We start from the raw sequence: 15,152 nt of genomic DNA on the forward strand, positions 1-15,152 counted from the left end.
ACCTGTTCCACCACCGTCCCTCGATGGACGATTGACAGCCGCCGGCAGAGCGCCGACAGTTCCGGCATCGCCGCTCGATCGTGCAGGCCGGCATGCCGGGGATCGGCCACCGCGAGCGCGCGTGCCGCGCCTGTCGCAAGCACGGCGCCCATGGACTGCTAGCCAACCATACCGAGAGAACAGCATGCCGCTTCAGTCGAACTACCCCAACACGCTCCACTACGTTCGGCAGAACGCGCGCCGGCTGACTTATGACATCGGCTACTACCTGAGCCCGCAGAGCGATGGCGCGATCACCGTCGGCTACGAGATCGTGCAGGCGGCGCACCACGGCCGCATCGGCTGCGCGGCGACCACGCTCGATTTCCGGGGCTCGTTGGAAGAAGCGGAACGGTACCTGGTCAAGCAGCTCGAAGCGATGGTTGAGGGCTTGCCCGAGTCATGGGAATCGGATCAATACAGAAACCGCAAGGAGACGGACGAGAGCGCGGTCGGGCACGCGTGGTTGATACGCAGCATCTACGGCTACTGGCCGAAATTTCACGATGCCGGGGTGCTGGCCATCACGCTGCGTCGGGTCAACGTGAACGGTGGCTGGCAAACGGATATGGAACTCACGATCCGTCATGCCGGGCAGGACAATCCGGCATGGAAGGGACCACAAACGCCTTGCCGGATTACGTTCCTGTTCGAGGACGTAGAGGGAACCGAGTTCGCGACGGAAAATGTCGCGCTCCCGTCGTGGATTTACGATCTGCGGTTTTCTCACTGCGACGATGGCCGCATCCAGATCGACCTGAATCCGTCGACCGGCTTCGGGATCCTGCTCTACTGTCGTACCGCGACCGTCATCCGCATCGAGCCGTGCGCGTCAGACGACGTCGGGATCTGAAGGCCGCATCGGCACAGTCAGATTTCGTCGGAAAACGCGTCGAGAAAGCGTGGCAATCGATCGCGGCGGATGATCGCCAGACGCGTAGCGGTGACGGTCTGAAACCCGGTTGAAAGCCTCAGCAGTTTCGTGCGGAAGTGATCGATCGCGAATCGCGAATCGCGTGTCGCGTGTCGTCGAGCGCCCGTGCCGATGCATACGGATCGGCGGGTCATACAACGCGCTGCCCATCCGGCCGACGACATCGCCGCAAGCGCCGCGCGGCATACGATCCGCAATTCGATCCGCCGTCGATTCCGGCCTGTCAGGCAAACCGTTACCTCCGGTGGAACCCGGTTGACTTATAGTGCGGGTTGCCAATTCGACGAGGAGCGCTGCAATGACACTGCTGGCCAATGGTCCGTTTGAAGTGAAGCTGAATCCGGAATCCCTGAGTGCCGTCGCGGAACAGAGCGGGCTCGGCCGCATGTCGCTGGACAAGCAGTATCACGGCGACCTGGAAGCCGTCAGCCACGGAGAGATGCTCGCGTTTCGAAGCAGTGTCCAGGGCTCCGCCGGCTATGTGGCGATGGAAACCGTGCAAGGTGCGCTCGGCGGCCGCCACGGCAGTTTCGTCCTGCAGCACAGCTCCACCATGACCCGCGGGCAGCCGCAGCAGTCGATCACCGTCGTGCCCGATTCCGGCACGGGAGAATTGCTGGGCCTCGCCGGCTCGATGATCATCACCATCGACAACGGCCTGCATTCGTACCGCTTCGACTACACGTTGCCGGAATCGCCTCGGTAAGCCCGCTCATGCAGCCGATGCGGCTGCTTCGTGGTGTCGCCGCGCCGGGGCAATGACGCCCTCCATGCAGCATTCACTTGCCCGATACCCGGCAATTGCGCTTCGACGAAAAGCATTGCCGGGTTCGCTCGTGAACACGCAGATGCGTTCGACCGCGGTGACGCATTCACCCGTCACCGGGCCACGACACCACGATCGTCACGCGTTCAATTCCACGCATGGCGCGCCGGCCGCACACCGTTCAGGTAGTAGTTGCCGACGAGGTGATATTTCCAGCGCACCGGATCGTGCAGCGTATGCGTGCGTGCATTGCGCCAGTGCCGGTCGAGGTTGTGCTCGGCCAGCGTCGACTGCGTGCCGGCCAGCTCGAACAGCTTCTCGCCCGCGAGCAGCGCGATCTCCGTCGTCAGCACCTTCGCCTCGCCCACCGCCACCGATGCACGCGCGACATCGTCCTCGGTCACGTCGCCGCGCGCCGCGATCTCGTCGAGCGTACGCGCCGCGCGCTCGAGCAGCGCCTCCGCCGCATGCAGCTGGATGTGCAGATGGCCGACCTCGCGAATCGTCAGCGGATCGTCGGCCGCCCGCTCGACGCCGCTGTCAACCCACGGCCGCGTGCGCGAGCGCACGAACGCCAGCGTATCGTCGAGCGCGGCCTTCGCGATGCCCGCGTCGATCGCGGCCTGGATGATCTGCGACAGCGGGCCGTTCAGCGTCGGCAGATCCGACACGCGCTGCGCCGGCAGTACATGCGACGCCGGCACGCGCACGTTGTCGAGCACGACGGTGCCGCTCGCGGTGGTCCGTTGCCCGAACCCCGACCAGTCATCGATCACGGTCAGCCCCGGCGCGGGCTGGCGAATGTACGCGAGCCACGCGTGGCCCGTGTCGTCGAGGCCGAGCACCGGCACGTAGTGCGCGAACAGCGCGCCGGTCGAATAAAACTTGGTGCCGTCGACGACGTAATCGTCGCCGTCCCGCCGCACGCGTGTCTTCAGGTCGAGGACGTGCTTCGTGCCCTTCTCCGAAAAGCCGTTGCCGAACCGCTTGCCGCTCAGCACTTCCGAGAAAAGGTGGCGCTTCTGCGCGTCGGTGCCGGTCAGTGCGATCACGTCGACCAGCCCGAAATGATTCTGCGGCAACTGCCCGAGCGACGGATCGGCCGCCGCGATGATCTTCACCACCTCCGTCAGCGTCACGTGCGACACGCCCGCGCCGCCGTATGCCTTCGGCACGGTGATGGCCCACAGCCCCGACTGCGAGAACCATTCGATCTCGTCACGCGGCAGCCGGCGCTCCCGGTCGCGCTCGGCCGCCCCTTCCGCAAGCCGCTTCGCAAGCGCATGCGCGGCCGCGATGGCCTGCGCGTCATCGGCGATCACGTGCGCCGCTTGCGGTTGCGTTTCGACCGGCCGTTCCTGGATCGTGGCGCTCGTCTCTGACATCGGGCTCTCCTGCTGATTGACGGAAGCATTCAATCTAGCAGCGCCCCGCACGCCGGCAAACCGAGCGATTCGCACAACGATATTCCTTCGCATGACAAACGATGCGGTGTGCGGGCCGCAACAAGCCGCGCGTCAGCGACGAAATCGACGCCCCGGCATCGACGCCACGCCGCCTCGCCCGCGTAATGCCCGATGACGATAACGATGTATGAATCCGTTATTGGATCGTCCGAAGCGTGATTCCTATACTAGGGCCTGTTCACGCTAATAACGGGCTTGCGAACGCACCTTGCCGGACGTAGTGCAAGGAGTGAGGAGCGCCGTTTGGCCGAGCCAAACAAGCGACGATCGACGCCGCAATACGGCCGGCAAGGCGCGTTCCCCTGTTCGGAAAAATTCATTCGTGGGGCTGGCCACCAGAAGGGCCGAGCGCGAGGATTGCGACGAAGCGAATACTCAACGTATTCGCGAGGAGCATGACGCGGCGATCGGCCCTTCTGGTGGCCAGCGCAAGCCCGTTATTAGCGTGAACAGGCCCTAGCCTGCCGGCATCGACGGCCCTGCCTTTCAAGGATCACCGCATGACTTCGTCTCCCCCAGCAACCGAACTTTCCACCGGCACCGACTATGACGCGCTTGCCAGCCGCTTCAGGCCCATCTTCGAACGCATCGCGGCCGGCACCGCGGAACGCGAACGCCGCCGCGAGCTGCCGCACGAGGCGATCGGCTGGCTGAAGGCCGCCGGTTTCGGCGCCGTGCGGCTGCCGGTGCGCGATGGCGGCGCCGGCGCGTCGCTGCCGCAGCTGTTCCGGCTGCTGACCGAACTCGCGACTGCCGATTCCAATCTGCCGCAGGCATTGCGCGGGCACTTCGCATTCGTCGAGGACTGGCTGAACGCGCCGCCCAGCACCGATCGCCAGATCTGGTTCGACCGCTTCGCGAGCGGCCAGCTCGTCGGCAATGCATGGACGGAAACCGGCGACGTGGCGCTCGGCCAGACCATCACGAAGGTATCCGAAAAGAATGGCCGGCTCGTGCTGAACGGCCGGAAGTTCTACAGCACCGGCAGCCTGTTCGCCGACTGGATCGACGTGTTCGCGCAACGCGCGGACGACGGCCGCGACGTGATCGTCGCCGTCTCGACCGCGCAGCCCGGCGTGATCCGCGAAGACGACTGGGACGGCTTCGGCCAGACGACGACCGGCAGCGGCACCACGCGCTTCGAAGATGCGGCGGTCGACGCACGGGACGTGATCGACTTCGCGCGACGCTTCAAGTACCAGACGGCGTTCTACCAGCTCTTCCACGTCGCGACGCTGGCCGGCATCGGCCACGCGATCGTGCGCGACGCGGGCGACCTGGTGCGCCGCCGCACCCGCGTGTACAGCCACGGCAACGCCCCGCGCGCGGCCGACGACGCGCAGCTGCAACAGGTGATCGGCGAGATCGCGTCGTGGGCCTATGCGGCCGACGCGCTCGCGCTGCGCGCCGCGCAGCCGCTGCAACGGGCCTACGAAGCGCACTTCGATGGCGACGAGGCGGCCGAGCACGATGCGAACGTCGCGGCCGAGATCGAATCCGCGCAAAGCCAGCTCGTCGTGTCGGACCTCGTGCTGCGCGCGGCGACGCGCCTGTTCGACGCGCTCGGCGCGTCGGCGACCCGCAGCACGACGGCGCTCGATCGCCACTGGCGCAACGCGCGCACCGTGTCGTCGCACAACCCGCTCGTGTACAAGGCGCGGATCGTCGGCGACTGGGTCATCAACGGGCGCACGCCGCCGTTCGTCTGGCAGATCGGCAACGGCCCGGGGGCGGGTACGGACGCGAGCACGCATGCAGAAACAGGAGCCGCCCAATGAGCAAGACCATCCGCTTCAATGCATTCGAGATGAACTGTGTCGGCCACCAGTCGCCCGGGCTGTGGGCCCATCCGCGCGACCGGTCGTGGCAATACAAGGATCTCGACTACTGGACCGACCTCGCCCGCGTGCTCGAACGCGGGATTTTCGACGCGATCTTCATCGCGGACGTGATCGGCTACTACGACGTCTACAAGGGCAGCAATTACCACGCGCTGCACCAGGCCGCGCAGATCCCGGTCAACGATCCGCTGCAGCTCGCCGCGCCGATCGCGATGGCGACCGAACATCTCGGCATCGGCATCACCGCGTCGACGACGTTCGAGCACCCGTACACGTTCGCGCGCCGGCTGTCGACCGCCGACCATCACACGAAGGGCCGGCTCGCGTGGAATATCGTCACGTCCTACCTTGAAAGCGGCGCGAAGAACGTCGGCGACAACGGCCTGCGCACGCACGACGACCGCTATGCGGTCGCGGCCGAATACGTCGAGGTGCTGTACAAGCTGTTCGAAGGCAGCTGGGAAGACGGCGCGGTCGTGCGCGATCGCGACGGCCGCGTGTTCACGCATCCGGAGAAGGTGCACGAGATCGGCCACAAGGGCCGTTTCTTCGACGTGCCCGGCTACCACCTGTGCGAGCCGTCGCCGCAGCGCACGCCGGTGCTGTTCCAGGCCGGTGCGTCCGGCCCCGGCAAGGCATTCGCCGCGCAGCACGCGGAATGCGTGTTCGTTGCCGCGCCGACCCGCCCGCAGCTCGCGCGCTACGTGGCCGACGTGCGCGCGCAGGCCACGGCCGCCGGGCGCGACGCGAGCAAGGTCCTGATCTACAACCTCGTCACCGTGATCGTCGACGAAACCGACGAGAAGGCGCAGGCCAAGTTCGACGAGTATCGCAAGTATGTGTCGTACGACGGCTCGCTGGTGTTCATGTCCGGCTGGACCGGCATCGACTTCGGCCAGTACGCGCCGAACGATCCCGTCCGGCGCGTCGAAACGAACGCGATCGTGTCGGCGGTCGAGCACCTCGCGGGCGGTGACACCGCGTGGACGATCGAGGAACTGGCAGCCTGGGGCGGCATCGGCGGCCTGGGGCCGGTGTTCGTCGGGTCGGCGCAAACCGTCGCGGACATCCTGCAGGAATGGGTCGCCGCCACCGACGTGGACGGCTTCAACCTCGCGTATGCGGTGGCGCACGAAACCTTCGAGGACGTCGTGCGTTATCTCGTCCCCGAACTGCAGCGGCGCGGCGTGTATCCGACCGGCTATGCGCCGGGCACCCTGCGCGAGAAACTGTTCGGCGGGTCGGCGCGGCTGCCGGACGAACATCCGGCCGCGCAGTATCGCGACATCGAGCAGGTCAAGCGCGATGCGGAGCGGGTGGCTGCCTGAGGGTGACTTCAATGTGACGCCTCGTCGGCCAGCGTGCGGGCCGGCTTCATGACGCCCGGGTGCCCCGTGCACCACGATGCTCGCCCGCCACGCCGCGCGTGCGAGCGCCCTCCTCCCTCCGGCGTGCATTTGAGGCCGGATGAAAAACGACGGTGTTGACCGGAAGTCGGCGTGGACCCACGCACGTCGACAAGAAAGGGCAAGCTCATGTTGATCACCTTCAGCGGCTTGCCCGGCACCGGGAAGAGTACGCTTGCGAGCCGACTTGCCGTTCGCCGGGGAGCGGTCTATCTTCGCGTCGACTCCATCGAGCAAGCGATCCGGACTTCGGGCGTTCTGGACGAGGGCGCTGAAATGGGCGGCGCCGGCTATGCGGTCTGCTACAGCGTGGCGGCCGATAATCTGGCGATCGGAACCACCGTCGTCGCAGATTCCGTCAACCCGCTCGAGGTGACGCGAAACGCATTCAGGAACATCGCGGCGCGCATCGGTGTTCCCGTGTTCGAAATCGAGATCGTATGTTCCGATCGGCAGCAGCATCGACAGCGTGTCGAAACACGGCAGTCCACCATTGCAGGGCTCGTGTTGCCCACCTGGCAGGAAGTCGTTGATCGCGATTACAACGCGTGGGACCGACCGCACCTGCAGATCGATACAGCGTTCAAGTCCGTCGAGCAATGCGTCGATCAGATCCTTCGCGCGTTACCGGTGGCATGAACAGATGGCGTGGCGTCGCGATCCACGTGTTCCGATACCGGAACACGGGATACCGGTGGTTGCGCGCCCGGTTGCGTTCAGGCAATGCCCTCCTCGTCATCGATATCCCGCGCCGTCGGCTCGTAACGCACGATCAACAGGAACACGATCGGCGTGGCGGCGCTGATCGCGACCACCCAGAACATGTCCGTGCCGAGCCGCGCCTGCAGGATCGGCAGCACGAACCGCGCGAGCGCCTGGCCGATGCCGCACAGCGAACGCCCGAAACCGACGCCGGTGCCGCGGATCGCCGCCGGATACGACAGCGTCGGATAGATCATCATCTGCGCGCCGGGCCCGAACCCTTCGGCGAACAGCCAGGTGCCGAGCATCAGCAGCACGAAGCCGATCGCGACTGCACCATGCGGATGCCCTGCCAGCGCGAGCGCCACGAGCGCGACGAACTGGAGCGCGAAGCCCGCGATCGCGACATGGCGCGACGCATGGCGATGGGCGAGACGCATGCCCAGCAAGCCGCCGGTGAACGCAAACAGCACATTCAGCGCCAGCGACGCCGCGATCGTTTCGAACACGCCCGCGCCGAGAAACTGCGACAGGATCGACGGCAGGAAGAACGCGATCGCCGTGTATTCGAACGGGATGCACAGGTTCATCACGCTGGCGACGATCGTGCGCCCCAGGTACGGGCGCTGGAACAGCACGCGAATGCGCACGGGCGGCTGGCTCGGTGCGCGCCGGGCATCTTCCGCTTCGTGCGCATGAATCCCGTACGACTCGCGCAAAATCCGCGCGGCGTTGGCCAGGTCGCCCTGGTTCGCGGCCCACAGCGGCGATTCGTTCATGAACCGGTTCCTGAACAGAATGATGATCAGGGCGGGCACCGCGCCGAAGATCAGCGACGCGCGCCACAGCCACCCCGCATGCTCGGCGGGCAACAGGAAATACAGCCCGAAGATCAGCAGGAAGCAGACCGACGACGCCACGTACCACATCGGGCACCACGCCGCGAGCCGCGACGCCTTGTTGCCGCGCCCGTTGAACTTCGAGAATTCCGCGAGAAACGCCATCGCGACGGGCAGGTCGATGCCGACCCCGAGCCCCATCACGAAGCGCGCGCCGATCAGCACCCAGACGTTCGGCGCCAGCCCGGCCGCGATTGCCGCGACCACGAAAAACAGCATGTCGGCCATGAACACCTGATAGCGGCCGATCTTGTCGGTCAGCCATCCGCCGATCAGGCTGCCGAAGATCGTGCCGATCATGATCGCCGACCCGACCAGTCCGGTCAGCGCCGGCGTCAGGCCGAACTCGCGCGCCACGTCGTCGATCCCGTAGGACAACGTCGTCAGGTCGTACGCATCGAGAAACACGCCGCCCAGCGCCAGCAGCACGATCATCCGGGCATGGCTGACCGAGCTGTCCACCGTGTTGATCAGCCGCGCGACGTCGCTTGCCGAGCGAATGGGCGAGGATACCGGTGTCACGGCGTTCAGATCGATCGAACTCATCGCATTCCTTAGTTTTTCGCCGCATGACCGGCGAGGTCCGCATGGAGCCGGAAGTCGGGCGTATTCAATCGCGACCGGCAGAGAACCCAGGCAGCCGAGCGCTTCCCACCACGCGACGCCATCACGTCCCGGCAGCACGCATTCTGTTCTCCCGATTCCGTTATCCCAAGCGATATAAATCGATAAATTAATCGGCCCGCGTCATAAAGTTGCTCGCCGTCCACGCTTAGCAGCAGCGTGCATGTTCAATCGCGGAATTCTTCGTTCACGGAGCGCCGATGCTTCGCTACATTGACCGGTCACCCTGCCTGTTCGCGGCACCTTGCCGCCCTTCCGGAGAATCCCCGATGAAGCTGTCCTGGTCCCGCGCGTGGCAATCCGCGGCCCTCGTCGTTGCCGCGTTCGCCAGCCTCGTTTCGGTGCATGCACGCGCCGCGACGCCCGCGGAGATCCGCGTCGACTATGCGTACTACTCGCCGGAGAGCCTGGTGATCCGCCACTTCGGCTGGCTCGAGGACGAATTCAAGGCCGACCGCACGTCGATTCGCTGGGTGCTGAGCCTCGGCAGCAATCGTGCGCTCGAATACCTGAACAGCGGTGCGGTCGATTTCGGGTCCGCCGCGGGCCTCGCGTCGGTGCTCGCGCGCGCGAACGGCAACCCGATCCATACGGTCTACGTGTTCTCCCGCCCCGAGTGGACCGCGCTGGTGGTCCGCAAGGATTCGCCGATCCGCTCGCTCGCGGACCTGAAGGGCAAGAAGATCGCCGCGACGCGCGGCACCGATCCGTTCCTGTTCACGCTACGCGCGCTGCACACGGTCGGCCTGACCCGCGACGACGTCGAAATCGTCAACCTGCAGCATCCGGACGGGCGCACCGCACTCGCGAACGGCCAGGTCGATGCGTGGGCCGGCCTCGATCCGCACATGGCCGCGGCGCAGCTCGACGACGGTGCGCGCCTGCTCTATCGCAATGTCGCGTTCAACACCTATGGGTTCCTGAACGTCCGCGACGCGTTCGCCAGCCAGTACCCGCAGGCGGTCACGCGCGTGCTGAAGGTCTACGATCGCGCGCGCCAGTGGATCGTCGCGCATCCGGCCGACACCGCGCAGATCGTCGCCGACGAATCGAAGGTGTCGCTGCCGGTGGCGAAGCTGCAGCTGCAGCGCAACGACTTCAGCGATCCCGTTCCGGGCGACACCCAGCGCGCGGCGCTGAAGGCGGCCGCCCCCGTGTTGACGGCCGAACAGCTGACCAAGCCCGGCGTCGATCCCGCGAAGATCGTCGATACGCTGATCGATCCGTCGTTTGCGCGCCCGCTCGTCGACGCGTCGCGCTGAGCTGCCGCCCATGACCGACACCGCCGCCCGCGACGACACGCTCGCGCCCCGCCGCCCCGCTTCGCCAACCGCCGGCCGGCGCGATCCGCTCCGCCGGTGGCGGATCGCGGGCCTCGCGCTGCCGTTCGCGGCGCTCGCGTTGCTGGAGGTCGTCGTGCGGCAGGGCTGGCTGCCGAATCATCTTGTCCCCGCACCGAGCGAGATTCTCGACACGCTCGCCCGCCTCGGCGTCACGCGCGTAGCGCGCCATGTCGGCGCGAGTACGCTGCGGGTCGCGGCGGGGTTTGCGGCGGGCGCGGGACTCGCGCTCGTCGTCGGCGCGGCGATGGGCCTGAGCCGCCGGATCGACGCGCTGTTCGAACCGACGTTCCAGGCGCTGCGCGCGATTCCGTCGCTCGCGTGGGTGCCGGTGTTGCTGCTGTGGCTCGGCATCGACGAAGCACCGAAGATCACGCTGATCGCCATCGGCGCGTTCTTCCCCGTCCACCTCGCGGTGGTCGCCGGCATTCGCGACGTCGACCGCAAGCTCGTCGAACTCGGCGCGGTGTACCGGCTCGGCCCGTTCGCGCTGTTCCGCCGCATCCTGCTGCCGGCCGCGCTGCCGCAGATCGTCACCGGCTTGCGCACCGGCCTCAGTCTCGCGTGGATGTTCATGGTCGCCGCGGAGTTGATCGCGGCCACGCGCGGGCTCGGCTTCCTGTTGAGCGACGGCCGCGAAACGGGGCGCCCGGATCTCGTGTTCGGGGCGATCCTGTTGCTGGCGCTGCTCGGCAAGCTGACCGACGGCGCGATGGCGCGCATCGAGTCGCGCTGGCTCGGCTGGCGCGACGCATTCGACACCACGCCACGTAAGGGGTCGCTATGAGCACCCGTTCTTCCGTACCCACGGCGGCGCGCTCCGCGACTCCGCTGCTCGACGTGCGCATCACCCGCAAGCTTTACGGCGATCGCACGATCCTCGCCGACGTCCCGCTGCAGGTCGCGCGCGGCGAAATCGTCTGCGTGGTCGGTCCGAGCGGTTGCGGCAAGAGCACGCTGCTGCGAATCGTCGCCGGCCTCGACACCGATTACCGCGGCAGTGTGAAGCTGGGCGGCGTCGCGCTCGACGGCCCGTCCCCGCGTGCCGGTGTGATCTTCCAGGAGCCGCGGCTGCTGCCGTGGCTGTCAATCGCGGACAACGTCGGCTTTGCGGCCGGCCCGCGCGGCGGGCGCGAGCCGGCCGTCGCACGGCTGCTCGACGAAGTCGGCCTGGCCGGGGTCGCCCGGCAACTGCCGGCCACGTTGTCGGGCGGGATGGCCCAGCGCGCGGCGATCGCGCGCGGGCTGTTCGGCGAGCCCGACCTGCTGCTGCTCGACGAACCGTTCAGCGCGGTCGATGCGATCACCCGGATGCGGCTGCAGACGCTGCTGCTCGATGTCGTCGCGCGGCACCGGACGGCCGCGATCGTCGTCACGCACGATCTGGATGAAGCGCTGTATCTCGGCGATCGCGTGCTGATGCTCGCGCCCAATCCGGGCCGCATCGACGACGAGATCCACGTCGGGGTCGCCCGGCCGCGCGATCGGCGCGACCCGACGCTGGCCGTGCTGCGCGCGCGGCTGCTGGACGCGTTCCAACAGCTTCAGGATCGTGCCGACGAGACGACGCGCCGAACGCGCGACCTTCAGTCCTCCGAAGCCTGACTTCGCGACGGCCGATTCACGACCGGCGTCGCCCGGCCCCGATTCGGCACGCGCTCTGCACCGGAACGACGCATCCGTCATCGAATACCGGTGCGGCAGGATCGCAGTCGTATAGGAGCGCCGCCAGGGTGCGCGAGGTATCGCGCGCCTGCTCACCTCTCAGCGAGGTGACATGCTGCAATCCACCGGCGCACTTCAACCTTGCGTATGCCTCACCTCGCCGTCGATCGTCTGCGGCAGTCTCAGCAGGTTGAAGATCGGGCATATCGCCTCGACCGCCTGATGCAACGCACGAATCGTCTCCGGCGGTTCGGGCGACACGATATCGAGCGTATAGCGGATGTTGTGCGGAAACACCGGCACATGCTCGAACCCCGGCTGCTGCGCGAGCGGATGCTGGTCGCCGGTCACCTCGACCTCGATCGAGTCGATTTTCAGGCCGCGCTCCGCGGCCTGGATCAGCGTGATGTGCGTCAGGCAACTGCCGAGCACGCCGAGCTGCAACTCCGGCGACGCCGGCCCGAGGTTGTAGCCCGCGAAGTCGGGCGGGCTGTCACTGATCACCTGGAAGTCGCGAATGCGGATCTCCCGCACGCCACTGCGGCCCAGCGCGCGCACGGTCGCTTTCAGCGGGGTCGCCTTGAGTTCGGGATTGTTGCGGGCAGCTTCTTTTTTCGCGAGCCACGCGTCGCGCTTTTGTTCGAGATAGTCGTTCAGTGTCGTCATGTCGGGCCGATACGGTCGCAATGACCGGCCGCGCATACCGCGGCCAATCGAGAGGGAGCTTCATGCTATTCCCTTCCCCGATTGCCACGAAACGATCAATCCAGCAAAGCAATTCGCAGGATGTGATGTCGCATTGCGGTACACGCGTTCGGCAATTTTCGGCTGTCGTTCATCCCCTCGAGTTATCCACAATTTCCGTGCATAACCCTGTGGAGAACGTTGGTGAAATTCCCCGTCCGCCTTGACCGGCAAGGATTGCGGCGACGCGGTGCTGCCTCGTGGGCCCTGAACGCAGACCCCATCGCATCGCGTTCGGCAATCGTCTCCGATCGTCATGCTTCACCGTGCCGGTGCATGGATCGCGTCGACTTCTGCAGTCAAGACGTCCGCACCGGAAATGTGCCGCGTCGACGCCGATGCACCGCGTCGACCATCCGTCCGACCCGACGATCCAGCACCGCCACCGGCATCGGCGCATCAGGCGAGGGCTTCGTCACGCAGACGGAACTGCGCAACCGCCGCACTCAGCCGCGAGCCCTGTTCGTCGAGCGACAGCGCGGCGGCCGCGGCCTCCTCGACCAGCGCGGCATTGCGCTGCATCGTCTGCTCCATCTGGATGACCGCGGCGTTCACCTGCTCGATGCCCGACGCTTGCTCCTCGAACGCCTGGCCGGTTTCGCTCATGATCATGTTGACGCGCTCGACCGCCGCGACGAGCTCGGCCATCGCCGAACCGGCCAGTGCGACGAGGCCGCTGCCGTCTTCGACACGCTTCGCTGAATGGCCGATCAGTTCGCGGATCTCCTTCGCCGCCGACGCGCAGCGCTGCGCGAGCCCGCGCACCTCGGTCGCGACGACCGCGAAGCCGCGCCCCTGCTCGCCGGCGCGCGCGGCTTCGACGGCGGCATTCAATGCAAGGATGTTGGTCTGGAATGCGATGCTTTCGATCACGCCGACGATCCCGGAGATCCGCGTGGAGCTGAGCGAAATCGCCGACATCGTCTCGACCACGCGCTGCATCGCCTCGCCGCCGCGCGACGCGATGCCGGCCGCGCCTTCGACATAGGTGCGCGCGTCGCGCGCATTGTCCGCGTTCTGGCGCACGGCTGCCGTCAGCTGCTCGACGCTCGCCGCCGCCTGTTGCAGCGAGACGGCCTGCTGCTCGGTGCGCGCCGACAGGTCGACGTTGCCGCTCGCGATCGTGCGGACATCGCCGACGATCGTCTCGGTGCTCGCGCGCACCTGGTTCACGGTGACGACGAGGCCGTCCTGCATCCGCTTCAGCGCATGCAGCAGATAGGCCATCTCGTTCTCGCCGGGCACGACGACCGTTCCGGTCAGGTCGCCTGTCGAGATCTTCTCGAACTGGCCGACCGCGAGCTTGATCGGCTCGATGATCGCCTTCGCGAGCACGCGCTGCGCCAGGAAACCGACGACGAGTGCGAAGGCCGCGACCGCCGCCATCCCCCACACGATCCGGTGGAACTGCACGCCGGCCGCGTCATAGCGCGCTTTTTCACGTGCGACCTGGAACGCTTCGAGCGCATCGATCGCCTCCTGGTAGGCGGCGAACAGCTCGGGCGGCGCGGTGCGCTGCGTGTCGAGAAAGCCGAAGCCGTCGTCGGCGTCGAGTTGCGAGAGCGCCTTCAGGAACACGCGGTCGAGCAACGCGCGACGGCGATTCTGCAGCGTGTCGAACAGCGCCTGCTCGTCGGCGTTGCGTGCGTGCAGGCCCGCATAGGCATCCAGTTCGTCGTTGCTCTGCTTGAGGAGCGTGCGGAGTTTCGCGATCTCGTCCTTGCCCGAGTGGCCGGCGCTGATGATCTGCGCGACGTCGCTCATGCGTTCGCGCAGCACAAGCATCCGCTCGGAGCTGGTCTTCAGGTGCAGCAGCGACGCGGTGTCGTCGCGGTACATCGCCTCGAGCGAACCGTTGCCCATATAGAGCGCCGCGATGCTCGCGCCGACCACCAGCATGAGCAGCACGGTATAGCCGGCGATGGTCGCGACGAGACCACCACGGATAGTGAGTTGTTTTCGCATGACGTTCCCTTGCGCCGGCCGGACGCGGCCAGCGGCGGATGTGGATTCCGGATCACGAAAGACGCGCGCCGCGTCGCAACACGGGGCGCATGGGCTGCGAACGGGTTAACGGCGGGGGGAACGGGGAGGTTTTACCGATACGCGACGTGGATCTTGACGATTGCGACAGGGGCAGCGGCGAAGCGGTACGTGACGGGGGCGCGAAGCCGTGGCGGCGATCACGTGGGCGGGAAGACAGGCATCCTGATCACTTCGACGTACCCCGACGAGCATCTAGCCGCCGTTCGTCAGCCTCGACCGAATCTCGTCAACCGACAGGTCGCGTTGATGCGTCGCGATCTGCCATCGATTCCCCCACGGATCCTTCACCATCGCCCGCCTGTCGCCGTACGGCATGTCGGCGGGGGGTTCGAGCATGGTCGCACCGGCTGCAAGCGCCCGCCGATAGGTCAGGTCGGCGTCCTCGACATACACGTACAGGAATGCCGGGATCGGCTCACGCAGGCCATCTTCCCCGCTGATCATCACGACGGAATCGCCGATCCTGATTTCCGCGGGCAGCCCCGGGCGGTACTCGCCCTGCGCGTGAAATACCGCGCGGATGAATTCGATCAGATCGTGCGGATCCGGCACGACGATCCGGGGGGTGACGGTGTGCCATCCGTCGGGCTGGAACCTGGCCATGTCGGGCAGCCTCCGAAGAGATTTCCGCGGGTATTGTGCGCCGGGCGCCCTCCGGCGGCAAAGGGGCGACGAGACGC

General features: G+C 66.7%; 13 protein-coding genes. 8 read left to right on the forward strand and 5 right to left on the reverse strand.

The window, feature by feature from the left end:
* Nucleotides 1-184 precede the first annotated feature (184 nt).
* Together CFB41_RS33515 and CFB41_RS33525 are read left to right on the forward strand one after the other, a co-directional pair.
* Nucleotides 185-892, forward strand: a complete 708-nt coding sequence (locus tag CFB41_RS33515) for an Imm50 family immunity protein (protein ID WP_089459567.1) — start codon at nt 185-187, stop codon at nt 890-892.
* A 379-nt stretch (nt 893-1,271) separates the two neighbouring features.
* Nucleotides 1,272-1,679, forward strand: coding sequence for a DUF3224 domain-containing protein (locus tag CFB41_RS33525; protein ID WP_089459568.1), 408 nt, complete (start codon nt 1,272-1,274; stop codon nt 1,677-1,679).
* A gap of 206 nt (nt 1,680-1,885) precedes the next feature.
* Here CFB41_RS33525 and CFB41_RS33530 read toward each other — a convergent pair whose 3' ends face one another.
* Nucleotides 1,886-3,124 (reverse strand): SfnB family sulfur acquisition oxidoreductase, encoded by a 1,239-nt coding sequence (locus CFB41_RS33530; RefSeq protein WP_089459569.1) that lies wholly within the window; start codon nt 3,122-3,124, stop codon nt 1,886-1,888.
* Between the two features lie 581 nt (nt 3,125-3,705).
* On the opposite strand from CFB41_RS33530, the gene CFB41_RS33535 reads away from it, so the two are divergent.
* The 3 genes from CFB41_RS33535 (at nt 3,706) to CFB41_RS33545 (ending at nt 7,091) form a co-directional block, all read left to right on the forward strand.
* Entirely contained in the window at nt 3,706-4,983 is a 1,278-nt protein-coding gene (locus CFB41_RS33535) for an acyl-CoA dehydrogenase family protein (RefSeq protein ID WP_089459570.1), read from the forward strand.
* Entirely contained in the window at nt 4,980-6,374 is a 1,395-nt protein-coding gene (locus CFB41_RS33540) for an LLM class flavin-dependent oxidoreductase (RefSeq protein ID WP_089444469.1), read from the forward strand. Before CFB41_RS33535 ends, CFB41_RS33540 begins: the two co-directional genes overlap by 4 nt.
* Before the next feature lie 207 nt (nt 6,375-6,581).
* The gene (locus CFB41_RS33545) at nt 6,582-7,091 is read left to right on the forward strand and encodes an AAA family ATPase (RefSeq protein ID WP_089459571.1); all 510 of its coding nucleotides are present in this window, start codon (nt 6,582-6,584) and stop codon (nt 7,089-7,091) included.
* Nucleotides 7,092-7,168: 77 nt separating this feature from the next.
* Here the strand turns inward: CFB41_RS33545 and CFB41_RS33550 are convergent, their stop codons facing one another.
* The gene (locus CFB41_RS33550; protein ID WP_089459572.1) at nt 7,169-8,599 is read right to left on the reverse strand and encodes an MFS transporter; all 1,431 of its coding nucleotides are present in this window, start codon (nt 8,597-8,599) and stop codon (nt 7,169-7,171) included.
* Between the two features lie 347 nt (nt 8,600-8,946).
* Between CFB41_RS33550 and CFB41_RS33555 the strand changes: the two genes are divergently transcribed.
* Genes CFB41_RS33555 through CFB41_RS33565 form a run of 3 tightly spaced genes read left to right on the forward strand, consistent with a single transcriptional unit; the run spans nt 8,947 to nt 11,622 of the window.
* A complete protein-coding gene (locus tag CFB41_RS33555) occupies nt 8,947-9,939 on the forward strand; it encodes an aliphatic sulfonate ABC transporter substrate-binding protein (RefSeq protein WP_089429877.1) in 993 nt (330 codons plus the stop codon).
* A gap of 10 nt (nt 9,940-9,949) precedes the next feature.
* On the forward strand, nt 9,950-10,804 hold the full coding sequence (locus CFB41_RS33560) for an ABC transporter permease (protein WP_179250271.1): 855 nt from the start codon (nt 9,950-9,952) through the stop codon (nt 10,802-10,804).
* Nucleotides 10,801-11,622, forward strand: a complete 822-nt coding sequence (locus tag CFB41_RS33565; RefSeq protein ID WP_089459573.1) for an ABC transporter ATP-binding protein — start codon at nt 10,801-10,803, stop codon at nt 11,620-11,622. The genes CFB41_RS33560 and CFB41_RS33565 overlap by 4 nt, the downstream gene beginning before the upstream one ends.
* Before the next feature lie 195 nt (nt 11,623-11,817).
* Here the strand turns inward: CFB41_RS33565 and CFB41_RS33570 are convergent, their stop codons facing one another.
* The 3 genes from CFB41_RS33570 to CFB41_RS33580 all read right to left on the reverse strand — a co-directional run bounded on the left by CFB41_RS33570 (nt 11,818) and on the right by CFB41_RS33580 (nt 15,075).
* Nucleotides 11,818-12,348: an OsmC family protein gene (locus tag CFB41_RS33570; protein ID WP_089459574.1), complete on the reverse strand. Its 531-nt coding sequence runs from the start codon at nt 12,346-12,348 to the stop codon at nt 11,818-11,820.
* A 477-nt stretch (nt 12,349-12,825) separates the two neighbouring features.
* The gene (locus tag CFB41_RS33575; RefSeq protein ID WP_089459575.1) at nt 12,826-14,391 is read right to left on the reverse strand and encodes a methyl-accepting chemotaxis protein; all 1,566 of its coding nucleotides are present in this window, start codon (nt 14,389-14,391) and stop codon (nt 12,826-12,828) included.
* Nucleotides 14,392-14,664: 273 nt separating this feature from the next.
* Entirely contained in the window at nt 14,665-15,075 is a 411-nt protein-coding gene (locus tag CFB41_RS33580) for a VOC family protein (RefSeq protein ID WP_089459576.1), read from the reverse strand.
* Between the last annotated feature and the right edge of the window lie 77 nt (nt 15,076-15,152).

Origin of the sequence: Burkholderia sp. AU33803 (assembly GCF_002223095.1) — a bacterium.
In the GTDB taxonomy this organism is placed as follows: Bacteria; Pseudomonadota; Gammaproteobacteria; order Burkholderiales; family Burkholderiaceae; genus Burkholderia.